Consider the following 23,720-nt stretch of genomic DNA (forward strand, 5'->3'; position numbering starts at 1 on the left):
GTCGGGGACGGTGATTCACGTCACTGCCGTCGGGTCCTTTGCCGGGGACTGTGAACTGGAACATCGCCCTGGGCGGGGGGCCACGTGGTCGGTGCTCGTGCCGGGAGCCAGTTGCCGCCCTCACTTGCCGAGCAGGTCGAGGGCGATGTCGACGATCATGTCCTCCTGGCCGCCGACAAGGCGGCGTCTGCCCACTTCCAGCAGGATGGTGCGTACGTCGATGCCGTACTGGCGGGAGGCCGCTTCGGCGTGGCGCAGGAAGCTGGAGTAGGCGCCGGCGTAGCCGAGGGTGAGGGTTTCGCGGTCGACCTGGACCGGGCGGTCCTGGAGCGGGCGGACGATGTCGTCGGCGGCGTCCTGCAGGGCGAACAGGTCGCAGCCGTGCTTCCACCCGTTGAGGTTGGCCACGGCGATGAACGGCTCGATGGGGCAGTTGCCCGCCCCTGCGCCGTGCCCGGCCAGGGAGGCGTCCACGCGGGTGACGCCTTCTTCGACGGCCACGACGGAGTTGGCCACGGCGAGGGAGAGGTTCTGGTGGGCGTGGATGCCGAGTTGGGTGCCGGGGTCGAGGACGTCGCGGTAGGCGCGGACGCGGTCGCGCACGCCGTCCATGGTGAGGCGGCCGCCGGAGTCGGTGACGTAGACACAGTGGGCGCCGTAGGACTCCATGAGTTTGGCCTGGCGCGCGAGTTCGGCTGGGGGCGCCATGTGGCTGAGCATGAGGAAGCCGGCCACGTCCATGCCGATCTCGCGGGCGGTGGCGATGTGCTGGGCGGCGACGTCGGCCTCGGTGCAGTGGGTGGCGATGCGGATGGAGCGGACGCCGAGGGAGTAGGCGTGCTTGAGTTCGGCGATGGTGCCGATGCCGGGCAGCAGGAGAGTGGTGAGTTTGGCCTGCTTGATGGCGGCTGCGGCGGCCTCGATCCATTCCCAGTCGGTGTGGCTGCCGGGGCCGTAGTTGACCGACGCGCCGGCCAGGCCGTCGCCGTGGGCGACCTCGATGGCGCCCACGCCGGCGGCGTCGAGGGCGGTGACGATGCGGCCGACGTCGGTGGGGGAGATGCGGTGCCGTACGGCGTGCATGCCGTCCCGGAGGGTGACGTCCTGGATGTAGAGGTTCACGCGTGCTCTCCTGCTATGCGCTCGGCGACGCGGAGCGCGGCCGAGGTCATGATGTCGAGGTTGCCGGCATAGGCGGGCAGGTAGTGGGCGGCGCCCTCCACCTCCAGGAACACCGACACGCGGGTGGTGACCGGCTCGGGGGTGAGCGTGGTGACCGGCTCGTCGATCGGGGTGAACTGCACGTCCTGCTTGAGGCGGTAGCCGGGGACGTACTTGGCGACCTCGGCGACCATCTCCTGGACAGAGGTCCTGATGGCGTCGTGGTCGGCGTCGCCGGTCAGGCAGAAGACGGTGTCGCGCATGATGAGCGGCGGATCGGCGGGGTTGAGGATGATGATCGCCTTGCCACGGGCGGCGCCGCCGACGCTCGCGATGGCGGCGGAGGTGGTCTCGGTGAACTCGTCGATGTTGGCGCGGGTGCCGGGGCCGGCCGACTTCGAGGCGATGGAGGCGACGATCTCGGCGTACGCGACAGGGGTGACGCGGGAGACGGCGTGCACGATGGGGATGGTGGCCTGGCCGCCGCAGGTGACCATGTTGAGGTTGTTCGCGCCGAGGTGGGCCTCGAGGTTGACCGGGGGGACGACGAAGGGGCCGATGGCGGCGGGGGTGAGGTCGATGAGGGTCTTGCCGTACGGCTCCAGTTTGGCGGCGTTGGCGATGTGGGCCTTGGCGGAGGTGGCGTCGAAGACGATGTCGATGTCGGCGAAGCCGTCCATGGCGATCAGGCCGTCCACGCCCTCGTGGGTGGTGGGCACCTTGAGACGGCGGGCGCGGGCGAGGCCATCCGAGGACGGGTCGATGCCGACCATGGCGCCCATCTCCAGGGTGGCGGAGTGCCGGAGCACTTTGATCATCAGGTCGGTGCCGATGTTGCCGGAGCCGATCACAGCCACTTTGGTGTTGTTCATGAAGGATCGTCCTCGAAGGTCACAGACACCGTGCCGAGTCCAGAGATTTCTGCCCTTACGGTGACGCCGGGGGAGACGGGGACCATCGGTCCCAGGGCGCCGGACAGGATCACCTGGCCCGCGCGCAGTGGGTCGCCGAAGTCGCGGGCGGTGCGGGCCAGCCAGAGCAGGGCGTTGAGGGGGTCGCCGAGGCAGGCGGCCCCGGTGCCCTGGGAGACGGGCGCGTCGCCTGCGTGCATCCGCATGGTGGCTTCGACCGGCTCGAACGCGGTCAGCGGCAGCCGTTGCGACCCGAGCACGTACAGGCCGCTGGAGGCGTTGTCGGCGACGGTGTCGGTGATCGTGATGTCCCAGTCGGCGATGCGGCTGTCCACGATCTCCAGGGCGGGCACCGCGTACCGCACCGCCGCCCGCACCGTGGCCGGATCGAGGTCGCCGGCCAGGTCGGCGGCGAGCACGAAGGCGATCTCGGCCTCGACCTTGGGCTGCAGGAGCTGCCCGACGGGGGCGGTGCCCGTCACCTCCATGTCGGCGAAGAGCACCCCGAAGTCGGGCTGGTCCACGCCGAGCTGTCGCTGTACGGCGGGGGAGGTGAGGCCGATCTTCCGGCCCGTCACGGGGGCAGTGCGGCGGGCGTTGAGGCGGCGCTGCACCTCGTAGGCGTCGGCGACGTCAGTGATGAGATCGCGGACCGGCCGGCACGGTCTGCCGGTGAGAGCCGCGTCCGCCAGCCGGTCCACGGCCTGGTCGATGGCGGTCATCGCGCGGCCTCCGGCAATGCGGTGGCGACCGCGAAGCCCGCGATCCACTCGGGGATGGCCCGGTAGAAGCGGGAGGTCATCCGGTACTCGCCGGTGGCGGCGAGCGAGGCGAACGCGGCGATCCAGGTACGCACCTCGTGTGCGGAGCCGCCGCCCTCGGCGCCCATCCACGCCACGCTCCAGGCGTCCACGTCCGCCAGTCGGCCGCCGGCGAGGGTGTCCAGGACCAGGTTGTCCCAGGTCGGGTTGATGGGGATCATCGCGGTCGAGCCGGCGGCGTAGTCGCGGCCGGCCTGGACCACCCGCTGCTCTCCCCGCGCCCGCTGCTCCGGCGTGGGCGGGCGGCCCTCGATGAGGGCGTTGGCCACGCGGGGCGGGGCGCCGTCCAGCACCGGTACGGGCGGATCGTGGGAGAGCCCGCCTGAGCCCAGGTACAGCACCCGCCGGTCCAGTTCGGCGGCGGCCGCACCGATCGCGGTGCCGAGCGCGCGGATCCGGCTGACCGGCCCCAGCGGCGTGGCGACCCCATTGACGAAGACCGGCACCACGGGAACCCGGTCGATGCCGCCGAACAGCACCTCCAGCGGCTGCACGAACCCGTGGTCCACGGTCATCCGCGCCGAGACCGTCAGATCGACGCCACGTTCCAGAACGCCGAGAGCGATGGCGCGGGCAGCCTCGGCGTCCACCGACAGCGGCCCGGCGGCCGAGCCGAAATCGCCGACCGCGTCGGCCTCCGTCGCGAGGCAGAACGGCGGCATCTCCTTGTAGAAGAAGCCGTTGTAGTGGTCGGGCGCATACAGCACGACCAGGTCGGGGTCGAAGGCGCGGACGAACGCGCGGGCCTCGTCCACGGCGGCGTCCACGGCCGCAATGACGTCGGGCGCGGGGTCGTTCTTGCCGATGAGCGGGGAATGGGACAGGCCGACGGCGGCGGCGGTCATGAGGTGATCTCCTTAATGACGAGCTTGCCGGTGAGCCGCCCGTCGATCATGAGCTGGAAGCCCTTGTGGATCTCGTCCAGCGGGAGCGTGCGGTCGATCACCGGGCGCAGGCCCGTGGCGTCCATCATGTTGAGCAGCGCCACCAGTTCGCTGCGGGTGCAGCCGGTGGAGCCGAGGATGCGCTGTTGCAGGTAGAAGACCCGGCCGAGGTCGGCGGGCGGGTTGGCGCCGCTGGTCGCGCCGGCGATGACGACGGTGCCGCCGGGGCGCAGCGACCTCAGGGAGTGCGACCAGGTGGCCTCGCCGACGGTCTCGATGACGACGTCCACGCGTTCGGGCAGCCGCTCGCCGGGCGCCACGGCGGCCCGCGCGCCCCAGGAGAGTGCCTGGGCACGCTTGTCCTCGCTGCGGCTGGTGGCGTACACCACGGCGCCCGCGGCCAGCGCCAGCTTGATCGCGGCCGAGGCGACGCCGCCGCCCGCGCCCTGCACCAGCACCCGGTCCCCGGCCGTGATCCGCGCCTGGGTGAACAACATCCGGTACGCGGTCGTCCAGGCGACCGGCAGGCACGCGGCCTCGTCGAAGGACAACCACGACGGTTTGGGGACCAGGTTGCGGGCCGGGACGGTCAGGTACTCGGCGAAGGCGCCGTCGTGCTGCTCGGACAGCAGGGCCCGGTTCGGGTCGAGGGTCTCGTCGCCCCGCCCGGCGTCGGGGTCGGCGATGACGGGGTGCACGATGACCTCGTTGCCGTCCTCGTCGTAGCCGGCGGCGTCGCAGCCGAGGATGATCGGCAGCTGCTCGGGCGGGTGGCCGACGCCGCGCAGCGTCCACAGGTCGTGCATGTTGAGGGAGGACGAGACGACCCGGACGGTCGACCAACCGGGCCGGCGCTCGGGCTTGGGGACGTCGCCCAGGACGAGACCGGACAGGGGATCGGTCGCGCTCTGAGAGACGGCGGTGGCGGCAAGCATGCTCCAACGCTGGCCGATGAACGCTGATCTCCGACAGCTCGTGTGCCGTCGTGCGGAACGACCGTTGGAAGCCGGTGTGTCCGTGGCTGTTACCTGGGCACATGACCATCGAACCCCCGCGTGGGGCCTTGCGGCGCCCGGCCGAGCTGGCGCCGACCATCGACGTCTCCGGCCTCGTCGACAGCGAGGGCGGGCTGGTGGATCGCGCCATCTTCACCGACCAGCAGATCTACCGGCAGGAACTGCGCCGCGTGTTCGCGCCGAGTTGGCTGTTCCTGGCGCACGCCGACCAGTTCCACAAGCCCGGCGACTTCTTCACCACGTACATGGGCGAGGACCCGGTCATCGTCACGCTGGACCGCAACCGCCGCGTGCGCGCGTACCTGAACTCCTGCCGGCACCGCGGCGCCCGCGTCTGCCGCGCCGACTACGGCGCCACCCGCAACTTCACCTGCACCTACCACGGCTGGTCCTACGACCTGGAAGGCAAGCTCGTCAGCGTCCCGAACAAGGCGGGCTACCCGGAGTCGTTCGACACGGGGGAGTGGGGCCTGGTCGAGGTGCCCTACGTCGACAGCTACCGCGGCCTGATCTTCGGCACCTGGAACCCGGACCCCGTGCCGCTGCGCGAGTCGCTGGGCGACATGGCCTGGTACATGGACGCGATGCTCGATCACGACGACCAGGGCACGGTCGTGGTGGGCGGCGTGCACAAGTGGGTGCTGGAGGGCAACTGGAAGCTGGCCGCCGAGCAGTTCGCCACCGACTGGTACCACGTCAACATGAGCCACGCCTCGGCGCTCATGGTCCTCTCGCCCACCGGCAAGGGCCCCAAGGACGAGATCGTGCACCGCACCGGCCGCCAGTACGCCGGCCCCAACGGACACGGCGCCGGATTCCCCGTGCACCCCAAGAACCGTTTCGACGCCAGAACCGTCCACCAGTGGACGGACTACGCGGCGCTCCGCGAACGTCTCGGCGACGCCCGCGTCGACGGCCCGCTCACCAACGGCCACGCCACCGTCTTCCCGAACTTCTCCTACCTGCCGGTCAACGGCTCCATCCGGATCTGGCACCCCAAGGGCCCGGACCGGATGGAGGTGTGGGCCTGGACGATCGTCGACAAGTCCATGCCGCCCGAGGTGCGCGAGGCCCAGCGGCTGTACAACCTGCGCACGTTCGGCCCGAGCGGCATCTTCGAGCAGGACGACGGCGAGAACTGGAGCGAGGTGCAGGCCGTCTCGCACGGTTTCGTCACCAACAGCGTGCCGCTCAACTACCAGATGGGCCTCGGCTCCGAACGCGACGACGGCCGCCACCCCGGCACCACGAGCGAGCTGTACAGCGACGCCGCCGGCCGGGCCTTCTACGCGCGCTGGCGCGAACTCATGACCACCCCTGCCTGGCACGAGGAGGACGACAAATGAGCGAGGGAATCCGCGTCGCCGCGCTGGACGACATTCCGGAGGGCGAGGGCATCGCCATCGACAAGGCGATCACCGGCACCGACGACAACGTGGCGCTGCTGCGCGACACCGACGGCAGCGTGTGGGCACTGGACGACACCTGCACCCACGAGGACGCCTCTCTGGCCGACGGCTGGGTGGAGGACGGCTACGTCGAGTGCCCGCTGCACGCCAGCCGGTTCTGCCTGAAGAACGGCGAGGTCCAGGGCCTGCCCGCCACTCGCGACACCTGCCCGCACCGGGTCGAGGTACGCGACGGCGAGGTCTACCTCTTCCCGAACCAGGCGCCATGAGAGTCGTGATCGCCGGCGGCGGGGTCGCCGGCGTCAGCACGGCCGCGGCCCTGCGCGCGGGCGGCTTCGACGGCGACCTCACGCTGGTCGACGCGGGCGAGTTCCCCTACGACCGGCCGCCGCTGTCGAAGGACTACCTGACCGGGGCCAAGGACCTCGAGCAGATCGCCCTGCGACCGCCGCAGTGGTACGACGAGCAGTCGATCCGGCTGCTCAACCGGGCACGCGTGACCGCGTTGCGCTCAGGGCACGTCGAACTGCAGGACGGCACCCTGCTGCCCGCCGACCGGGTGGTCCTGGCCACCGGCGGGGGAGCGGCACGCCCGCCCATCCCGGGCTGCGAGCGCGCGCACGTGCTCCGCACGGCCGAGGACGCCGACCGGCTGCGCGCCGCTCTGCGACCGGGCGTCCGGGTGCTGGTGGTCGGCGGGGGCCTGATCGGCGCAGAGGTGGCGTCGAACGCCGTCGACCTCGGCTGCGAGGTCGTGCTCACGGATCCGGTGGCCACGCCGCTGGCCGCTGCGGTCGGCGCCGAGCTGGCCGCCTGGCTCCACCAGCAGCACACGACCCGCGGCATCAGCACCGTCCAGGCCGGAGTGGAGTCGCTCGACGGAGGCGAGGCAACGCTCGCCGGTGTACGCCGCGTGTTCGACGTCGTGGTGCTCGGCGTCGGCATGGTGCCCGAGACCGCGCTCGCCGAGGCGGCCGGGCTGAAGGTCGATCGCGGCATCGTCGTGGACGGCGGACAGGTCACCTCGAACCCGGCGATCCTCGCCGTCGGCGACTCCGCGCGCAGCCGCGACGGGCACTGGGAGGCCGCCCAGCACGACGGCGCACGGGCGGCGGCCACCATTCTCGGCGCGCCACCTCCCACGCCCACCGCCCCCTGGTTCTGGACTGACCGGCACGGCCGCCACGTCGAGGCGGTCGGCCACATGGCGGCGGCCGGCCGGACGGTGGTCCGCGGATCCTTCGACGACCCCGCGTTCTCGGTGTTCGGCCTGCGCGACGGGCTGGTCGTGGCCGCCGCCGCCGTGGACGACTCCAACGCCGTACGGGCCGCCCGGCGCATGATCGACCGCCGGATCCCGGTCGACCCGGGACGCCTGTCAGACCCGTCCGTGAACCTGCGCTCGTTGCTGCGCGGCTGACGTGCCGTCCTGCGGCACAGCCCGTTCCACTGCACCCTGAGAAGGGGATCCAATGACTTCCGTGAGCATGCGCGCGGACCGCGACACCCACTTCGAGGTCGAGCAGTTCTACTACGAGGAGGCCGACCTCCTCGACGCCGGCCGCTACGCCGACTGGCTCGATCTGCTCGCCGACGACCTCGACTACTGGATGCCCACCCGCACCAACCGGCTGCGCCGCCAGCAGGCCCTGTCGGTCGCCGCCCGGGGCGAGGCCGCCTTCTACGACGAGAGCAAGGAGAGCCTGGCCTGGCGCATCCGCCGCTTCGACTCCGGCATGGCCTGGGCCGAGGACCCGCCCTCCCGTACCCGGCACCTGATCAGCAACGTGATGGTGCGGCATGTCGACCCCGCCGAGCAGCCCGGCTTCACCGCCGACGATCTGCTCGTCCGCTCGGCGTTCCTGGTCTATCGCAACCGCCTGGAACGCGAGGAGAACGTCTTCGCCGGCACCCGCACCGACATTCTGCGCCGCACCGCCGCCGGACTCCAGGTCGCCCGCCGGACCATCCTGCTCGACCAGAACATCCTGCTGGCCAAGAACATCTCCACCTTCTTCTGATCGGAGCCCCTGTGAAGCACCACAGCGTGACCACCACGCTCGGCGAGATCGCCGTCGCCGAGACCGGCGAGGGCCCCGTGCTGGTGATGCTGCACGGCGGCGGCCCCGGCGCCTCCGGGGTCAGCAACTACCACCAGAACCTGCCCGCGCTGGCCCGCCACTTCCGCGTCGTCCTGCCCGACCAGCCCGGCTTCGGCGGCAGCTACCGCCCCACCGAGGAGGACCTGGACAAGCGGTCCATCACCGAGATCACCGTGGACGCACTCTTCCAGGCGCTCGACGCCCTCGGCATCGGCACCTTCCACCTGCTCGGCAACAGCCTCGGCGGCGCCGCCGCGATCGCGATGGCCCAGGAACGCCCCGACCGCGTGGCCAAGCTCGTGCTCATGGCCCCCGGCGGCGGCTGGCTGCCGTTCGGTCCCACCCCGACCGAGGGGCAGAAGGAGATGTTCCGCTACTACAACGGCACCGGCCCCAGTGAGAAGAAGATGGCCGCGTTCATCCGCACCATGGTCTTCGACCACAAGCAGTTCGGCGAGGACGTCGTCAAGGCCCGCTACGAGGCCTCGCTCGACGAGAGCCACATCGCCTTCTACCACCGCTACAACGCCGCCTTCGCCAGGCGCGGCGGCATGGACCCGCTGTGGCGGGACCTCCACAAGATCAAGGCGCCGACCCTGCTGCTGTGGGGGCGCGACGACCGCACGATCACCCTCGACGGCGCGCAGCTCATGCTCAAGCAGATCCGCGACGTGCAGCTGCACGTGTTCGGCCGGTGCGGGCACTGGGTGCAGCTGGAGCGGCAGCGCGAGTTCGAGGACCTCGTGACGGGGTTCCTGACGTGAGCGGCTGGCTGGAGGGCTACGTCGCCCTCATCACGGGCGGCGGCTCCGGCATCGGCCGCGCCGTCGCCGAGCGTTTCCTCGCCGAGGGCGCGTCCGTGACCGTCCTCGGCCGCGACGCGGCGCAGCTCGACGAGGTCGTAGGGGACAGGGTGCACCGGGTGACCGCCGACGTGCGCGACTCCGGCGCGCTGCACGCCGCCGTCGCCGAGACCGTCGAACGCTTCGGCAAGCTCGACACCCTGGTCGCCAACGCCGGCGTGTGGGACTACCAGCGCCAGCTCACCCGCCTGTCCGGCAAGGAGATCGACGCCGCCTTCGACGAGGTCTTCTCCATCAACGTCAAGGGCTACCTGCTGGCCGCCGAGGCGGCCTGGCCGGAGCTGGTCAGGACGCGCGGCAGCATCGTCATGACGCTGTCCAACTCCTCCTTCTACGTCAACGGCGGCGGCCCCCTCTACACCGCCAGCAAGCACGCCTGCCTCGGCCTCATGCGCGAGCTCGCCTACGAGCTGGCCCCCAAGGTCCGCGTGAACGGCGTCGCCTGCGGCGGCATGAACACCGACCTGCGCGGCCCCGAGGCGCTCGCGTTGGGCGACCGCTCGATCGCGGCCTCCTTCGCCAAGCGGCAGGGCACCCCGCCCATCCCGCTGCACGACTCCAGCACCGACCCGCGCGACTTCACCGCGCCCTACGTGCTGCTCGCCGCCCGCGAGCAGAGCGGCACCATCACCGGACACGCCATCTCGGCCGACGGCGGCATCGGGGTTCGGGGGTTCGCCCGCGCCGCCGGCGGCGACCATCTCTGAGGAGCCGACCGATGACTCACCCTCACCCCCCGAACTCGGGCTTCAACGTCGACGTCAACCCCGCCGCCGCGGTCGCGCGCAACGCCCGCCACTTCGGCGAGGCCGCCGTCGTCCGCTACGCGGGCGGCGACCTCACCTACACCCAGCTCGACCTGAAGGCGGCGCGGCTGGCGACGGTACTCGCCGAGGGCGGCGTCCGCGACGGCGACCGGGTCGCCTACCTGGGACTCAACAGCGTGTCCTTCCTGCTGACGATGCTGGCCTCGTTCCGGCTGGGCGCCGTCTTCGTCCCCGTCAACTTCCGGCTCGCCGAACCGGAGCTGCAGAGCGTGCTGCAGCGCAGCGGCGCCGCCGTGCTCGTCTGCGAGGAAGGACATCGGGCGGGCGCGGAGCACGTGCGCGCGGCGACCCCGCTCACCCGCTTCCTCCTGGTGGACGACGACCCGGAGGTGCCGGCCACCGAGGGCGCCGCGGGCTGGGAACCGTGGTCCGGCCTGATCGCCGCGGCCCAGCCGTTCCCGTCGGTGGCCGCGAAGACCTTCGACGACCCGGCGATCCTGATGTTCACCTCGGGCACCACCGGCCTGCCCAAGGGCGTGGTCCTGACCTACGGCAACGCCTGGTGGAACTCGGTCAACGTGGACACCATGCTCGACACCCGCAGAGGGGACGTGACGTACGCCGCCGCCCCGCTCTTCCACATCGGCGCGCTCAACAGCTTCGTGCTGCGGACGCTGGTGCGCGGCGGCACAGTGCTGGTGCGCCGCTCGTTCGATCCGGTCCGGTTCCTCGACGACCTGGTCACCTACCGGGTCAACTCGATGTTCGCCGTGCCCGCCATGCTCGCCGCCCTGAGCCGCGTGCCCGGCGCCTTCGACGCCGACCTGTCTCACCTGCGCTCCATCGTCGTGGCGGGCGCGCCCGTGCCGGCGTCCCTGATCGAGCTGTACGCCTCCCACGGCATCCTGCTGCAGCAGGCGTGGGGGCTCACCGAGACCGCGCCGTTCGCCACCCACCTGCCCGCCGAGCACACCCTGCGCAAGCTCGGCTCCGCCGGCATCCCCATGCCCTACACGCAGGTCCGCGTCGTGGACTCGATGACCAACCAGCCGCTCAAGCCCGGCGAAGCCGGTGAGATCGTGGTGCGCGGCCCCAACGTCACCCCCGGCTACTGGGAGAACCCCGAGGCGACCGCGGCCGCGTTCGACGAGGAGGGCTGGTTCCACTCCGGCGACGTCGGCTACCTGGACGAGGACGGCTGCCTGTTCATCGTCGACCGGCTCAAAGACATGATCATCAGCGGCGGGGAGAACGTCTACCCGGCCGAGGTCGAACGGGCCCTGGCCGCCATGCCCGGCGTCGTGGACGTCGCGGTCGTCGGCAGCCCCGACGAGCAGTGGGGCGAGACGGTCGTGGCCGTGGTGTCCCTGGCTGAGGGGACGACGGTCACCCTCGACGACGTCCGCGAGTACGCCGCCACTCAGCTTGCCCGCTACAAGCTGCCCCGCAAACTGAAGATCGTCCAGCAGGTGCCCAGGAACGCCTCCGGCAAGCTGGACAAGGTCGTCATCCGCCGCCTGGCGGACGAGGAGGGCTGAGATGTTGCCGATGATCGACGGCGTCCGGTTGGCGCGGTGCGCGACCGGCCGCCTGCGCGAGGCGTACCCGGCGGGCGCGCACGACGTGGAGATCATGGTCTCTCCGGCCTGCACGGGACAGGCGATGACCCGGCTGCTCCGGGACATCGCCGACGCCGTGATCACGGCCGATCCCCGTTGCCGCCGTCTGGTGTGCGCGGTGCCGGAAGGCGACCTCGGCCGGGTGGCGGCGGCGGAGTCCGCCGGGTTCCGCTACGTCGTCGACGTCGACCTGCCCGGCGAGCAGCTCAGCCTGCTGGTGCACGAGCCCGACTGGGTGACCAGGACCGACATGGACCTCGACCACGTGCCGGGGAGCTGATCGGGTCACGCGCTGGCGCGCAGGCGGTGGCCGCGCGCCAGCGCCAGTGCCGCCGCGGCGCTCACCCGTCGCAGCGCCGGCGCCTGCGCCCGGGTGTCCAGACGGCCGGTGGGCCCCGAAACCGACATCGCGGCCACGGCCTTGCCGCCCCGGCCCATGACGGGGACGGCGATGCAGCACAGTCCGACGGTCGACTCCTCGTCGTCGAAGGCGACCCCGGTGCGGCGGACCTCGGCGATCGAGGCCGCCAGCCTGCCGGGGTCGGTGATGGTGTGCGGCGTGAACGCCCGCAGGTCGGAGGCGAGCACGCGCTCCAGGGCGTCATGGTCGTAGGCCAGCAGCACCTTGCCGACCGCGGTGCAGTGGGCGGGGACCCGGCCGCCGATGCGCGAGGGTGAGCGGACCTGGCGGTGGCCGTAGAGCTTGGACAGGTAGACCACGTCGGTGGCGTGCAGGGCGGCGAGATGCACGGTCTCACGCGTCAGCTCGTACAGGTCGGTGAGGAAGGGGATGAGCAGGTCGCGGATGCGGTCGTGGTCGGGCACGTAGACGTGCCGGCCGAGCTCGTGCAGCCGCTGACCCAGCCGGTACTTGCCCGCGATCTTCTCCACGACGCCGTTGCGCTCCAGCATGCCGAGCACGCGGAACGCGGTGCTCTTGCTCAGCTCGGCGCGGCGGGCCAGTTCGCTGACGCCGAGCCCGGTTCCGGCCTGGTCGCCGAACGAGATCAGGAGACTGACCGCCTTGTCGATGGCAGCGCGGTCATCGCGGATGGCGGCCGTACCCATGGTTGACCTCCTTCTGTCACTTAAGAGTGACGATTCGGACGCTTGCAGTGGACAGGATGCAAGAGCCGATCTACGTCTGTCAAGATGGACGAAGAGTCATTTATAACTGACGGGAGTCGTGGTGGACTACAACGAGCTGGTCGCGCGCAACGTACGCAGATTCCGGCGGGAACGCGGCCTGTCGCTCGGCGAGCTGTCACGCCGCTCGGGACTGTCCAAACAGACGCTCTCCAAGGTCGAGCAGGGAATCGGCAACCCCACGGTGGAAACGTTGTCCGCGCTGGGCAACGCGCTCGACGTCTCGCCCAGGCGCCTGCTGACCGAGTGGGGGAGCGCCGTCTACGTTCAGCGCGACGCCGCCGGGACCTGGCAGCGACAGGACGGCCTGGGCGAGCGCGTCCTCGACCAGGTCTACGGCTCCGGCTACGTGCACACGAGCCTCCTGACCTTGGACGAGCAGGGCTGTGTGCGCTCCTTCCCCGGCCACTCGCTCGGCACCCTCATCCACCTGTACGTCATCGCCGGCGCGTTGCGGACCGGCCCGCTCGAAGAGCAGGTGGACCTCACGAGCGGCGACTTCGTCCGCTTCCCCGGCGACATCCCCTACCGGCACACCTGCCTGTCCGACCGGATGCTCGCCCACGTCGTCATGACGATCCCGCAGGCCGGGCAGTTCGGACCGCCCGCGCGCTGACCTCGAGCAGCAAGCAGGGCCTGACCGCCGGTCAAGCTTGCGGTGACGTGCCGCTGTGCGGCACAGGAGCGTGCCCTCCGCCTCCGGCGGGCTTTCCATGCTCTTGTACCCCCAGTCCTCAGCGGAGGAGTTCTTCCATGTCCGAGACCGCCGTACCAACCGGGACAGCCGCGGGCGCGCCAAGCCGCAGCGTCTCGCGCGTCGCCGCCGCCAGCCTCATCGGCACCACCATCGAGTACTACGACTTCGCCGTCTATGGCACCGCCGCCGCCCTGGTGCTGGGCCCCGCCTTCTTCCCGACCGGAACCCCGGCGGCGCAGACCCTGGCCGCCTTCCTCACCTTCGCCGGCGCGTTCCTGGCCAGGCCCATCGGCGTGGTGCTGTTCGGCACCATCGGGGACCGGCTGGGCCGCAAGCCCGCGCTGGTCATCTCGCTGCTGCTGATGGGCGCGGCGACGGTCGGCGTCGGCCTGCTGCCGACCTACGCCGGTGCCGGGCTGCTGGCGCCGGTGCTCCTGGTGGCGCTCCGCCTGCTCCAGGGCGTGAGCATGGGCGGCGAGTGGGGCGGCGCGGTGCTGCTCGCGGCCGAGCACGCACCTCCTCGGCGGCGGGCGATGTACGCCTCCATCCCGCAGGCCGGTCCGCCGCTGGGCTTCCTGCTGTCCAGCGCGGTGATCCTGCCCACCCTGGCCATCGCCGGACGTGATGGCTTCGCCGCCGGAGCGTGGCGCATCCCGTTCCTGCTCAGCGCCGTGCTCATCGTCATCGGCATCTGGGTGCGCAGCCGGGTGGAGGAGTCGCCGGTCTTCGCCACCACGCCGCGCCAGGCCGCCGCCCGCTTCCCGCTCGGCACGCTGCTCAAGGAGCACCCCGGCCGGCTGTTCCTCGGCGTCGGCGCGGCGATCGGCGGTTCGTCCGTCTACTACCTGACCACCGTCTACAGCCTGCAGTACGGCCCCGCAGCGCTCGGCATCCCGCAGAACACGATGCTCGCCGCCGCCAGCGTCGCCGCGACCGCCGGTGCGCTGGCCACCGTGCCCTTCGCCCGCCTGGCCGACCGGATGGGCCGGCGTCCGGTGATGCTGACCGGTCTCATCGGCTGCGTGCTGTGGGCACTGCCCATGTTCGGCTCCCTGCAGACCGGGAACGGCCTGCTGATCACGGGTGCGCTCGCCGTCGGGCTGCTGCTGTTCACGCTGAGCTTCGCGCCGATCGCCGCGTTCCTGCCGGAACTGTTTCCCGCCCGGCTGCGCTACACCGGGGCCTCGACCACCTTCATCCTGGCCAACACCCTGGGCGGAGGCTTCGCGCCGGTCGTCGCCACCTGGCTGAACACGCAGTGGGCCTCGCCCTTGGTGCTCGGCGTCTACGCGGGCACACTCTGCCTGGTGAGCCTCGTCTGCGTGCTCGTCCTGCCCGAGACCCGTGAGCAGGAGTTCTCGTCCTGACGGTGTCGTTCGGCAGGGAGGAGACGACCCTGGGGCCGGTCTGCGTGGCGGTGCCGGTCACGGGCCCGGCGCACCGGCGGCTCAGAGGGCGCGCTCACCATGGGTGCGGGACACCCGCATGGCCCCGGTGCCCGGCTGCACACGCGGGACGCTGACCACGACGTGCACCACGCTCTCGCCGTCCAGCGACTCGTACATGTGGGGACGGTCGCCCGGATAGCGCACGAAGTCGCCGGTGCCCAGCTCCACCGCGGAGTCGACCGGGCCCACCCGTACGCGGCCGCTGATGACGTACAGGTGCTCCAGCGTGCCCACCGGATGGGGAGCGGATGGCTCGGCCGGGCCGTCGCCGGCCGCGGGCGCGATGCGCAGCAGATAGTTCTCGATCACGCCGGAGCCGTAGATGTGGTCGAGTGAGCGGGACTCATAACCGCCGTGCCGCTGCCACACCACCTCGTCGCGGCGCTGGACCACCATCACCTGCTCGCGCTCGGCCACCAGCCGGGTGACCGGCACGCCGAGCGCGTCCGCGATGGAGAACAGCGTGTCCACCGTCGGGTTGCCCACCCCCTGCTCGATCGTGGACAGGGTCTGTTTGGCCAGCCCCGCCTGCCTGGCCAGCTCGGCCAGTGACATGCCTCGCTGCTCTCTGAGCAGGCGCATATTGCGCGCCACAACGGCGTTTCCCGACGACACGGCACCACTGTAGGTGTAACGCGCCACTCACGGCATACCCGCGATCTTGTGCCCGTGCCGCAGAGCGGCACACGGCCTCCCCTCACCCCCCGCTGAGCGCTGGAATGACCGCACCTCGTCACCGTGAAGAGAGGCCGGCGATGAACGAACGAGAAGCCGTACCGCGTACCGGCAGGCCGGTAGGCCCGTGGTGGTCAACCAGCTGCTGGGATCAGCCGGGCTCCCGGAGGAGAAGAGCGACGCGGCGAACGCGGCCGCCGTCGCCGCCTGTGACGGTGACGACGGCGTCGTGGACCGAACCATCGCCGAGCCGCGCCGCTGCCAGTTCGACGCCTCCAAGGTGGACGGCCTGTCGGCGGCAGAGGCGAAGGCCGTCAACCTGATCTGGGACGGCCCTCGCAATCGCCGCGGCGGCCGTCTGTGGGGCGGCATCACCAGAGGAACGAGCTTCCACACGCTTCTGCCGGGTGGCAACGCCATGAGCCCGATGATCGAAACGTACCTGCGCTACTGGCTGTACCAGGACGCGGCCTTCGACTGGCGCGCGAAGCTCACCATGGCGAACTTCGAGGAGGCCGTCGAGCTCTCCTACCGCAAGTTCCGCGACAGCGCCGCGACCGACAGCACCGACCTGTCCCGCGTTCAGCGCAGCGGCGCCAAGGTGATCTTCTACCACGGCACCAACGACCCGCTGATCGTGCCGTTCGGCTCCTACAACTACCAGCAGCGCCTCTTCGACCGGTACGGCGTGAAGCGGACACGGTCGTTCGTACGCACCTTCTACTTCCCCGGCGTCGCGCACACCGACCCCGCCCTCGCCGGTAACGGTCCGGCCCGCGAGCAGGTGCTGGACGCTCTGCAGGCCTGGGTGGAACGTTAAGGTCCCCGACGACCTCGACGCCGCCTCCCTGACGGTCAGGGAGATGAGGTGAGGACGCCGTTCATCCGATCGGGTCAGTGTGACCGAATCGCGCTGGACGAGCCCCTGGAGATCATGCCCCACTGGGCTGCGGCATGCATCGACGGCCGTCGAGGATCTGGAACATCGGGTCGCCATAAGGGCGACTGAAGTGGGTTTCCATGTATATCACTCGTGAGCTTGAAGAGTGCTAATCTGTTTGACGTTTCAAGCTGCGATGAGTGGGGGCAAGCCGCGTGAAGCCTCGGTCGATCGTATTCGATCTCTACGGTGACTACTTGCGCTATGACGGCGGCGCGGCCCCGTTGCAGACTCTGACCGATCTGCTGGCCGGCTTCGACGTTCCCGAGGCGACGACCCGGGTGGTGATGACGCGGCTGCGCAAGGAGGGGTGGTTCGACACCGAGAAGCGGGGGCGAACCACCGTCTACCGGCTGACCGACAAGAGCTGGCGCCTGCTCGACGAGGGCCGCAAGCGCATCTTCCAGCGCGAGCGGGAGCCCTGGGACCGGCAGTGGCGCGTCGTCATCTACCACGTTCCCGAGACCGATCGCGCGGCCCGGGAGCGGGTCCGCAAGAAGCTCAGATGGCTCGGGTTCGGGCCGCTGGCGCCGTCCGCCTGGGTCTCTCCGCACGAGCGGCTGCAGGAGGTGGCGGAAGGGCTGGCCGAGGAGCTCTCCGTCCGGCTCGACCTGCTGATCAGCCGGTCGATGGGCGCCGCCAGCGACATCGACATGGCGGGCAGGTGCTGGGACCTGAAGGAGCTCCACCGCGCCCTGCTCGCCAAGCGTGACTCCTATCGGGCGCTGCTGGCCCGTTTCGACTCGGCCCCGCCACGCGGGCGGGACGCCCTGGTCGAGCGCACCCGTCTCGTCCACGACTACCGCATGCTGCCCTTCGACGACCCTGACCTGCCGTTGGAGCTGGTGCCGGCGGGATGGGTCGGTCGTGACGTACACGACCTCTTCCTCGACCTGCACGAGCGGCTCGCCCCTGAAGCCGAGGGGTTCTGCGCCTCCTTGGGCATCGGCCCCTTGAACAAGACGTCCGCACAGGCCTGACGTGCCAACTGCCTTCGAAAGTTTAGTGACAAATTATTGACGGTCGTTTGATGAATGTGTAGCGTCGGCGGCACCTGCCCGGCCGCATGCCGGGCTCTTTCGGATCTCGCTCTGTGGAGTGACCATGGACGCCACCGCCCAACGCCCGTCCGCCCCCCGTGGGAACAGCCTCCCCGTCGTCGCCATCTGCTTCGCCTCGATCGTCTTTGACGGCTACGACCTGATCGTCTACGGCTCCGTGGTGCCGAGCCTGCTCGCCGAGCCGTCATGGAACCTCACCCCCGCGCAGGCCGGCGCCATCGGCAGCTACGCGCTCATGGGCATGCTCATCGGCGCCCTGGCCGCGGGCGTGATCACCGACATCGTCGGCCGCCGCAAGATCGTGATCGCCAGCGTCGCCTGGTTCTCGATCGCCATGGTCCTGTGCGCCCTCGCGCCCTCACCGGAACTGCTGGGTCTGTTCCGGTTCGTGGCCGGGCTCGGCCTCGGCGGGGTCGTGCCCACCGCCATCGCGCTCACCATCGAGTACGCGCCACGACACCGGCGCAACCTGTACAACGCCCTGATGTACTCGGGCTACTCGGTCGGCGGCATCCTGGCGGCGCTGCTCGGGCTGATGCTGCTGGCCGAGCACGGCTGGCGGCTGATGTTCTGGATCGGCGCCGCCCCGATCGTCCTGGTCCTGCCGCTCGCCCTCCGCTACCTTCCTGAGTCGGCCGGGTTCCTGCTCGCCCGGGGCCGCCGCGCCGAGGCCGAGGCGCTGGCCTCCCGCTACGGGCTCGTCCTCGACGAGATCGCCGAAGGCGAGGCCGCGCGGACCCCGCAGGAGCGGGCGACGCGCACCCGCTCGATCGCCGTGCTCTTCCGGCGCGATGTCCTGGCGGCCACCCTGCTCTTCGGCGCGGCCAGTTTCTGCGGCCTGCTCCTGGTCTACGGTCTCAACACCTGGCTGCCGCAGATCATGCGCCAGGCCGGCTACCCGCTGGGCTCCTCGCTGCAGTTCCTCCTCGTGCTCAACCTGGGCGCGATCGTCGGCACCATCATGGTGTCCTTCCTCGCCGACCGTTTCGGCTCGAAGATCGTCACCGCCTGCGCCTTCCTCGCCGCGACCCTGTGCCTGTATCTGCTGAGCCTCCACCTGGACACGGCCGTCCTCATGGCGTGCGTCGCGGTGGCCGGGCTGGGCAGTGTCGGCACGCAGATCCTCGTCAACGGCTACGTCGCCACGCACTACCCGTCGTCCGCACGCGCGACGGCCCTCGGCTGGTCCCTCGGCGTCGGAAGGCTGGGTGCGATCCTCGGCCCGCTGCTCGGCGGCTGGATCCTGGGGTCGGGTCTCGGCACGGAATGGAACTTCTACGTGTTCGTGCTGCCGGCGTTGCTGGGCGCGATCTTCATCGCGGCGGTGCCGCGGGTGCGTGCCGGCCGGAAAGCGGCCGGCGTCGATCAGCCCGAGACGGTGTGAGGGCGGCCTCTCTACATATTTCATTTCATAGACGGCCGTTTGTAATTTGTTGTAACGTGGCGATAGGACGATCGGGAGGACCATCGCATGAACCCTCAGCCCCCTGAGATCACGGCGGAGGAGCAAGCCCAGCTGCAGGAGCTCTACAAGGCTTTCGCCGCGGCGCACATGACGCCGTTGTGGACGCAGATCGGCGGCTTGATGCCGGTCACGCCGCAGCCGGACGCGGTGCCGATGTTGTGGCGCTGGTCGACCCTGCTGCCCCTGGCCGAGCGGGCCGGTGAGCTCGTCCCCGTGGGGCGGGGCGGCGAGCGCCGCGCGATCGCGCTGGCCAACCCGGGCCTGCCCGGCACCCCGTATGCCACGCCCACCCTGTGGGCGGCGATCCAGTACCTCGGCCCGCGCGAGGAGGCGCCCGCGCACCGCCACACACAGACCGCGTTCCGGTTCGTGGTCGACGGCGAGGGCGTGTGGACCAACGTCGAGGGCGACCCGGTGGCCATGCGCCGCGGAGACCTCCTGCTCACGCCGGGCATGCACTTCCACGAGCACCACAACACCACCGACCATCCGATGGCCTGGATCGACGGGCTGGACATCCCGCTCGTCCGCCAGCTCGACGCCGGGTTCTTCGAGTTCGGTCCCGACGAGCTGGGCACCCGCGAGACGCCTGCCGCCTCCCGCAACGAGCGGCTCTGGGCACACCCCGGCCTGACCCCGGTCGGGGCGCCGCCGCCCAAGGCGTCCCCGCTCATGGCCTACCGCTGGGAGCACACCGACGCCGCCCTGGCGGCCCAGCTGGAGCTGGAAGAGGAGGGCCACCCCGGCGTCGTGGAGCCCGGTCACGCCGTCGTCCGCTTCACCAACCCGGCCACCGCCGGGGACTGCCTGTCCACCATCCGCTGCGAGATGCATCGGCTGCGGGCCGGCGCCCGCACCGCCGTCACCCGCACGGCCGGTTCCTCGGTCTGGCAGGTCTTCGAGGGCTCCGGTCTGGTCCGGGTCGGCGACGAGCACTACGAGGTCGGCAAGGGAGACCTGTTCGCCGTCCCGTCCTGGGCCGCGCTGTCCCTGGCCACCGAGACCGGCCTGGACGCCTTCCGCTTCGGCGACGACCCTGTCTTCGAGGCTCTCGGCCTCTCCCGCGTTCACCGAGAGGAACTGCCACAGTGAAGCTGGCCACCATCCGCACCCACGACGGCACCGCCGCGGTCCGCGTCGACGACGACGGCGCCGTCGAGCTGGGCGCCGCCGACCTCGGCGCGTGGCTGGCGCGGCCAGGCTGGAAGGCGGCGGCCGAGCAGGCCGACGGGCCGCGCCACAGCCTGGACGGGCTCGACTACGCCCCCCTGATCCCGAGCCCGGAGAAGGTCATCTGCGTCGGGCTGAACTACCGCACCCACATCCTGGAGATGGGCCGCGAGCTGCCCGCGTATCCGGCGCTGTTCGCCAAGTTCGCGCGTGCGCTCGTCGGCGCCTTCGACCCGGTCGAGCTGCCCAGCGGCTCGGAGCAGGTCGACTGGGAGGCGGAGCTCGGTGTCGTCGTCGGTGCCGAGGTGCGGCACGCCACGCCGGAACGGGCCGCCGCGGCGATCGCCGGCTACACCGTGATCAATGACATCACCGCCCGGGACTTCCAGTACCGCTCGGTGCAGTGGCTCCAGGGCAAGACGTTCGAGCGCAGCACCCCGGTCGGGCCGTGGCTGGTGACCGACGCCGGCCCCGGCGAGATCTCCTGCGAGGTCGACGGCGATCTCGTGCAGCAGGCGGACACCGGTGACCTCGTCTTCAATCCCGCCGAGCTGGTCGCGTACATCTCACAGATCATCACCCTCGCCCCCGGCGACATCATCGCCACCGGCACGCCCGGCGGCGTCGGCCACGCCCGCAAGCCCCCGCGCTACCTGCGCCAGGGATCGGAGCTGGTCACGCGCGTCGAGGGCGTCGGCGAACTGCGCAACACGATGGTCGGGGGGAGCTGATGCGCATCGCTGTCGCGGGGGGCGGCCCGGGAGGGCTGTTCTTCGCCACCATGATCAGGCGGCTCCACCCGGCGGCCGAGGTCACCGTGTTCGAGCGCAACCGCGCAGACGACACCTTCGGCTTCGGCGTCGTCTTCTCCGACCGTACGCTGGCCGGGATCCACGAGGCCGACCCTGTGCTGCGGGAGGCGCTCGACGAGCACGGCCGGCACTGGGACGACATCGAGGTCCGGCTCAAGGGGGAGCGCGTCCGGTGCGGCGGGAACGGCATGGCCGCCATCGTCCGGCGCACGCTGCTCGCGCTGCTGCAGGACCGCGCCCGCCGGCTCGGCGCCGACCTGCGCTTCGCCACCGAGGTGACCCTCGACGAGCTGACCGGCTACGACCTGGTCGTGGCCGCCGACGGCACCGGCTCGCAGATCCGGGACCGGCTCGGCTTCGGCAGCGAGGTCGAGACCGCCGGCGCGAAGTTCATCTGGTTCGGCACGGACTACCTCTTCGACGGGCTCACGTTCCTGCACGAGCGCGGCCCGCACGGCGTCTTCGCCGTGCACGGCTACCCGATCTCGGCGGACATGTCCACGTTCATCGTGGAGACCGACGAGGCTTCGTGGCGGCGGGCGGGGCTCGACGCGTTCGACGTCACGCAGCCGCCCGGCCCGAGCGACCTGCGCTCCAAGGCGTACCTGGAGGAGCTGTTCGCCGGCCAGATCGACGGGAAGCGGCTGCTCACCAACAACTCCCGCTGGGGAAGCTTCCGTACGCGCCGCACCAAACGCTGGCATACCCTGACGCCACGACCGGTCGTGCTGCTCGGCGACGCCGCGCACACCGCGCACTTCTCGGTCGGCTCGGGGACGAAGATGGCGATGGAGGACGCGGTGGCGCTGGCACGTGCGCTGTCCGAGCACGGCGGCGACCTGCCTGCCGCGCTCGCGGCCTACGAGTCGGCCGCCCAGCCGTCCGTCCGGCAGGTCCAGGACGCCGCACGGCCGAGCCTGTCATGGTGGGAGCACTTCGGCCGCTACTACGACGCCTTCGAGCCCTGGCAGTTCGCCTACCACTTCCTGTCACGCAGCATCACCGACGCGCGGCTGGCCCGCCGCGCCCCCGAGTTCACCCAGGCCAGCCTGCACAGGTGGGTCGAGATCCACGGCGCCGAGCCGCTGCGCACGCCGTTCGAGAGCGGCGGCTGGCAGGCCGCGAGCCGGCTCGTCGATGTCGTCACCGATGCCGGCGGCACGCCGGCAGCCGTGGACGACCTGCCGCTGTCGGCCACTCCGGCGCGGGAGGCGTGGGGCCTGCTCCTGGACGCGCCGGACTCCGAGGCAGAGCTGCCGGAGGTCTACGCCCGCCTCGCCGACCTCGTGGCAACCGGCGAGCGGCCGGTACTGGTCGCCGTGGCCGGCGGCACGCCACTGACCCGCACCCTGGTGTGCGAACAGGCCCGCCTGCGGCACCGGCTGCCCGCGCTGTCGATCGAACCGGCACTCGACCGCGACCGCGCCCACACGATCGTGCTGTCCGGCCGCGCCGACCTGGTGGGGGTCGCTGCGTGAGCGACACCGTCACCACAGCGATCTCGGGGGACCTGTCAGCACTGTTCGCGCCCCGCGGCATCGCCGTCATCGGGGCATCCCGCCATCCGCACAAGCTCGGGGCGACGCTGGCGCGCTCGCTGTCCGGCTTCGCCGCCGCCGGGGGACACCTGGCGCTGGTGAACGGCCGCGACGACGGCATGTACGGCTCGATCGCCCAAGCCGCCGCCGACGGCCCGATCGACGTGGCGATGATCTGCGTGCCCGCCCCCGCATGCCCCGGCGCCCTGGCCGAGGCCGCCGCCGCGGGGGTCCGCGCCGCCGTGATCTACTCGGGCGGATTCGCCGAGACGGGGGAGGCCGGCGCGGCCCACCAGCGTGCTCTCGCCGACATCGTCTCCCGGACCGGCATCCGGCTGCTCGGCCCCAACACGAGCGGCTTCCTGGCCCCGCACTGCGGCCTCACCGCCACCTTCGTGCCCGGCGCCGCCCAGATACGGCCCGGCAAGGTGAGCGTCGTCGCCGCCAGCGGCGGCGTCAACCACGCCCTGGCGTTCCTGCTGACCGAGGCCGGGCACGGCGTCAGCCTGGCCGTGGGGCTGGGCAACGCCGTCGACCTCAGCGCCCCCGACATCCTCGGCCATCTCGCCGACGACCCCGCCACCGGCGCCGTCGCGCTGCACCTCGAATCGGTGGCCGACGGCCCCCGCCTGGTCGACAGCGTGCGCCGGCTCGCCGAACGCCGCCCCGTCGTCGCTCTCGTCGTCGGCCGCAACGACGTCGGCGCCTTCGCCGCCTCCCACACCGGCGCGCTGGCGACGTCGTGGCGCATCACCAGGGCCGCCCTCGCCCAGGCGGGCGCCGTACTGGTGGACGACGAGCGCGAGCTGGTCGACGCCGTCGGCGCACTCGCCGTCACCCGCATGCGGCCCCGCAGGGCCGCGGGGGTCGGCGTGGTGACCGCGCAAGCCGGTCCCGGCCTGCTGCTCCTGGACGACCTGCGCGGCCGCCGGGCGGACGTCCCCGAGCTCACCACCGCCACGCAGGACACGCTGGCCGAGCTGCTGCCGCCGCTGACCTACCAGGCCAACCCGGTCGACACCGGGCGTCCCGGCGCGGAGCTCGGCCGCGTCTTCGCCGCGGTCGGCGCGGATCCGGGCGTGGACGTGATCGCCGCGTACACGCTGCACGAGCCCGACGCCGTCGACATCGCCGCCGCCGTCAAGGAGGGCCGCGCCCACGGCACTCCGATGGTGCTGGGTCTCGGCGGGACCGGCGAGGAGGTCGTCCGGAAAC

24 protein-coding genes are annotated in these 23,720 nt (G+C 71.3%); 17 read left to right on the forward strand and 7 right to left on the reverse strand.

Annotation, left to right across the window (positions count from 1 at the left end; all coding sequences use genetic code 11):
* Positions 1 to 120: 120 nt before the first annotated feature.
* From dmpG to ABN273_RS39950, 5 genes are read right to left on the reverse strand one after another with little or no spacing between them, the layout of a single operon-like run.
* Positions 121 to 1,122, reverse strand: coding sequence for a 4-hydroxy-2-oxovalerate aldolase (gene dmpG, locus ABN273_RS39930; protein WP_349454500.1), 1,002 nt, complete (start codon positions 1,120 to 1,122; stop codon positions 121 to 123).
* Complete coding sequence (locus ABN273_RS39935) at positions 1,119 to 2,033, reverse strand: acetaldehyde dehydrogenase (acetylating) (protein WP_349454501.1); 915 nt, start codon at positions 2,031 to 2,033, stop codon at positions 1,119 to 1,121. Before ABN273_RS39935 ends, dmpG begins: the two co-directional genes overlap by 4 nt.
* On the reverse strand, positions 2,030 to 2,794 hold the full coding sequence (locus tag ABN273_RS39940) for a 2-keto-4-pentenoate hydratase (protein ID WP_349454502.1): 765 nt from the start codon (positions 2,792 to 2,794) through the stop codon (positions 2,030 to 2,032). The genes ABN273_RS39935 and ABN273_RS39940 overlap by 4 nt, the downstream gene beginning before the upstream one ends.
* Positions 2,791 to 3,738 (reverse strand): 3-carboxyethylcatechol 2,3-dioxygenase, encoded by a 948-nt coding sequence (locus tag ABN273_RS39945; RefSeq protein ID WP_349454503.1) that lies wholly within the window; start codon positions 3,736 to 3,738, stop codon positions 2,791 to 2,793. The genes ABN273_RS39940 and ABN273_RS39945 overlap by 4 nt, the downstream gene beginning before the upstream one ends.
* On the reverse strand, positions 3,735 to 4,712 hold the full coding sequence (locus ABN273_RS39950) for a zinc-binding dehydrogenase (protein ID WP_349454504.1): 978 nt from the start codon (positions 4,710 to 4,712) through the stop codon (positions 3,735 to 3,737). Before ABN273_RS39950 ends, ABN273_RS39945 begins: the two co-directional genes overlap by 4 nt.
* Before the next feature lie 101 nt (positions 4,713 to 4,813).
* Between ABN273_RS39950 and ABN273_RS39955 the strand changes: the two genes are divergently transcribed.
* From ABN273_RS39955 to ABN273_RS39990, 8 genes are read left to right on the forward strand one after another with little or no spacing between them, the layout of a single operon-like run.
* On the forward strand, positions 4,814 to 6,139 hold the full coding sequence (locus ABN273_RS39955; protein ID WP_349454505.1) for an aromatic ring-hydroxylating dioxygenase subunit alpha: 1,326 nt from the start codon (positions 4,814 to 4,816) through the stop codon (positions 6,137 to 6,139).
* Positions 6,136 to 6,471 carry a non-heme iron oxygenase ferredoxin subunit gene (locus ABN273_RS39960; RefSeq protein WP_344995785.1) on the forward strand — a complete coding sequence of 112 codons (336 nt, stop codon included), beginning with the start codon at positions 6,136 to 6,138 and terminating at the stop codon, positions 6,469 to 6,471. Before ABN273_RS39955 ends, ABN273_RS39960 begins: the two co-directional genes overlap by 4 nt.
* Complete coding sequence (locus ABN273_RS39965) at positions 6,468 to 7,622, forward strand: NAD(P)/FAD-dependent oxidoreductase (protein WP_349454506.1); 1,155 nt, start codon at positions 6,468 to 6,470, stop codon at positions 7,620 to 7,622. The genes ABN273_RS39960 and ABN273_RS39965 overlap by 4 nt, the downstream gene beginning before the upstream one ends.
* Positions 7,623 to 7,674: 52 nt before the next feature.
* Positions 7,675 to 8,223 (forward strand): 3-phenylpropionate/cinnamic acid dioxygenase subunit beta, encoded by a 549-nt coding sequence (locus ABN273_RS39970; RefSeq protein WP_349454507.1) that lies wholly within the window; start codon positions 7,675 to 7,677, stop codon positions 8,221 to 8,223.
* A gap of 11 nt (positions 8,224 to 8,234) precedes the next feature.
* The gene (locus tag ABN273_RS39975) at positions 8,235 to 9,068 is read left to right on the forward strand and encodes an alpha/beta fold hydrolase (RefSeq protein WP_349454508.1); all 834 of its coding nucleotides are present in this window, start codon (positions 8,235 to 8,237) and stop codon (positions 9,066 to 9,068) included.
* Positions 9,065 to 9,874, forward strand: a complete 810-nt coding sequence (gene hcaB / locus ABN273_RS39980; protein ID WP_349454509.1) for a 3-(cis-5,6-dihydroxycyclohexa-1,3-dien-1-yl)propanoate dehydrogenase — start codon at positions 9,065 to 9,067, stop codon at positions 9,872 to 9,874. Before ABN273_RS39975 ends, hcaB begins: the two co-directional genes overlap by 4 nt.
* An 11-nt stretch (positions 9,875 to 9,885) precedes the next feature.
* Entirely contained in the window at positions 9,886 to 11,472 is a 1,587-nt protein-coding gene (locus ABN273_RS39985; protein WP_349454510.1) for an acyl-CoA synthetase, read from the forward strand.
* A gap of 1 nt (position 11,473) precedes the next feature.
* Entirely contained in the window at positions 11,474 to 11,833 is a 360-nt protein-coding gene (locus tag ABN273_RS39990; RefSeq protein WP_349454511.1) for a hypothetical protein, read from the forward strand.
* Between the two features lie 5 nt (positions 11,834 to 11,838).
* Here the strand turns inward: ABN273_RS39990 and ABN273_RS39995 are convergent, their stop codons facing one another.
* Positions 11,839 to 12,621 carry an IclR family transcriptional regulator gene (locus ABN273_RS39995; protein WP_349454512.1) on the reverse strand — a complete coding sequence of 261 codons (783 nt, stop codon included), beginning with the start codon at positions 12,619 to 12,621 and terminating at the stop codon, positions 11,839 to 11,841.
* 121 nt (positions 12,622 to 12,742) lie between these two features.
* Here ABN273_RS39995 and ABN273_RS40000 point away from each other — a divergent pair, with 121 nt between their 5' ends.
* Entirely contained in the window at positions 12,743 to 13,315 is a 573-nt protein-coding gene (locus tag ABN273_RS40000) for a helix-turn-helix domain-containing protein (protein WP_349454513.1), read from the forward strand.
* 137 nt (positions 13,316 to 13,452) lie between these two features.
* Entirely contained in the window at positions 13,453 to 14,763 is a 1,311-nt protein-coding gene (locus tag ABN273_RS40005) for an MFS transporter (protein ID WP_349454514.1), read from the forward strand.
* A gap of 81 nt (positions 14,764 to 14,844) precedes the next feature.
* Here the strand turns inward: ABN273_RS40005 and ABN273_RS40010 are convergent, their stop codons facing one another.
* Positions 14,845 to 15,459, reverse strand: coding sequence for a helix-turn-helix domain-containing protein (locus ABN273_RS40010; RefSeq protein WP_349454515.1), 615 nt, complete (start codon positions 15,457 to 15,459; stop codon positions 14,845 to 14,847).
* 187 nt (positions 15,460 to 15,646) lie between these two features.
* Here ABN273_RS40010 and ABN273_RS40015 point away from each other — a divergent pair, with 187 nt between their 5' ends.
* The 7 genes from ABN273_RS40015 to ABN273_RS40045 all read left to right on the forward strand — a co-directional run.
* The gene (locus tag ABN273_RS40015; protein ID WP_349454516.1) at positions 15,647 to 16,339 is read left to right on the forward strand and encodes a tannase/feruloyl esterase family alpha/beta hydrolase; all 693 of its coding nucleotides are present in this window, start codon (positions 15,647 to 15,649) and stop codon (positions 16,337 to 16,339) included.
* Positions 16,340 to 16,614: 275 nt separating this feature from the next.
* Positions 16,615 to 17,439, forward strand: a complete 825-nt coding sequence (locus ABN273_RS40020) for a PaaX family transcriptional regulator (RefSeq protein WP_349454517.1) — start codon at positions 16,615 to 16,617, stop codon at positions 17,437 to 17,439.
* 124 nt (positions 17,440 to 17,563) lie between these two features.
* Positions 17,564 to 18,904, forward strand: a complete 1,341-nt coding sequence (locus ABN273_RS40025; RefSeq protein WP_349454519.1) for an MFS transporter — start codon at positions 17,564 to 17,566, stop codon at positions 18,902 to 18,904.
* An 87-nt stretch (positions 18,905 to 18,991) separates the two neighbouring features.
* Entirely contained in the window at positions 18,992 to 20,077 is a 1,086-nt protein-coding gene (locus ABN273_RS40030; RefSeq protein WP_349454521.1) for a cupin domain-containing protein, read from the forward strand.
* Positions 20,074 to 20,886 carry a fumarylacetoacetate hydrolase family protein gene (locus tag ABN273_RS40035; RefSeq protein ID WP_349454522.1) on the forward strand — a complete coding sequence of 271 codons (813 nt, stop codon included), beginning with the start codon at positions 20,074 to 20,076 and terminating at the stop codon, positions 20,884 to 20,886. Before ABN273_RS40030 ends, ABN273_RS40035 begins: the two co-directional genes overlap by 4 nt.
* The gene (locus ABN273_RS40040) at positions 20,886 to 22,445 is read left to right on the forward strand and encodes an FAD-dependent monooxygenase (protein ID WP_349454524.1); all 1,560 of its coding nucleotides are present in this window, start codon (positions 20,886 to 20,888) and stop codon (positions 22,443 to 22,445) included. The genes ABN273_RS40035 and ABN273_RS40040 overlap by 1 nt, the downstream gene beginning before the upstream one ends.
* The coding region (locus ABN273_RS40045; RefSeq protein WP_349454526.1) for a CoA-binding protein at positions 22,442 to 23,720 on the forward strand (1,279 nt) is incomplete at its 3' end. The genes ABN273_RS40040 and ABN273_RS40045, both read left to right, overlap by 4 nt.

This window comes from Nonomuraea sp. B19D2, assembly GCF_040137845.1.
Classification (GTDB): Bacteria; Actinomycetota; Actinomycetes; order Streptosporangiales; family Streptosporangiaceae; genus Nonomuraea.

What these genes read in the sequence shown, in the direction of transcription:
- ABN273_RS39935 (WP_349454501.1), bottom strand. Translation starts at nt 2,033, where the DNA reads ATGAACAACACCAAAGTGGCTGTGATCGGCTCCGGCAACATCGGCACC.
- ABN273_RS39940 (WP_349454502.1), bottom strand. Translation starts at nt 2,794, where the DNA reads ATGACCGCCATCGACCAGGCCGTGGACCGGCTGGCGGACGCGGCTCTC.
- ABN273_RS39945 (WP_349454503.1), bottom strand. Translation starts at nt 3,738, where the DNA reads ATGACCGCCGCCGCCGTCGGCCTGTCCCATTCCCCGCTCATCGGCAAG.
- ABN273_RS39950 (WP_349454504.1), bottom strand. Translation starts at nt 4,712, where the DNA reads ATGCTTGCCGCCACCGCCGTCTCTCAGAGCGCGACCGATCCCCTGTCC.
- ABN273_RS39955 (WP_349454505.1), top strand. Translation starts at nt 4,814, where the DNA reads ATGACCATCGAACCCCCGCGTGGGGCCTTGCGGCGCCCGGCCGAGCTG.
- ABN273_RS39960 (WP_344995785.1), top strand. Translation starts at nt 6,136, where the DNA reads ATGAGCGAGGGAATCCGCGTCGCCGCGCTGGACGACATTCCGGAGGGC.
- ABN273_RS39965 (WP_349454506.1), top strand. Translation starts at nt 6,468, where the DNA reads ATGAGAGTCGTGATCGCCGGCGGCGGGGTCGCCGGCGTCAGCACGGCC.
- ABN273_RS39970 (WP_349454507.1), top strand. Translation starts at nt 7,675, where the DNA reads ATGACTTCCGTGAGCATGCGCGCGGACCGCGACACCCACTTCGAGGTC.
- ABN273_RS39985 (WP_349454510.1), top strand. Translation starts at nt 9,886, where the DNA reads ATGACTCACCCTCACCCCCCGAACTCGGGCTTCAACGTCGACGTCAAC.
- ABN273_RS39990 (WP_349454511.1), top strand. Translation starts at nt 11,474, where the DNA reads ATGTTGCCGATGATCGACGGCGTCCGGTTGGCGCGGTGCGCGACCGGC.
- ABN273_RS39995 (WP_349454512.1), bottom strand. Translation starts at nt 12,621, where the DNA reads ATGGGTACGGCCGCCATCCGCGATGACCGCGCTGCCATCGACAAGGCG.
- ABN273_RS40005 (WP_349454514.1), top strand. Translation starts at nt 13,453, where the DNA reads ATGTCCGAGACCGCCGTACCAACCGGGACAGCCGCGGGCGCGCCAAGC.
- ABN273_RS40025 (WP_349454519.1), top strand. Translation starts at nt 17,564, where the DNA reads ATGGACGCCACCGCCCAACGCCCGTCCGCCCCCCGTGGGAACAGCCTC.
- ABN273_RS40030 (WP_349454521.1), top strand. Translation starts at nt 18,992, where the DNA reads ATGAACCCTCAGCCCCCTGAGATCACGGCGGAGGAGCAAGCCCAGCTG.
- ABN273_RS40040 (WP_349454524.1), top strand. Translation starts at nt 20,886, where the DNA reads ATGCGCATCGCTGTCGCGGGGGGCGGCCCGGGAGGGCTGTTCTTCGCC.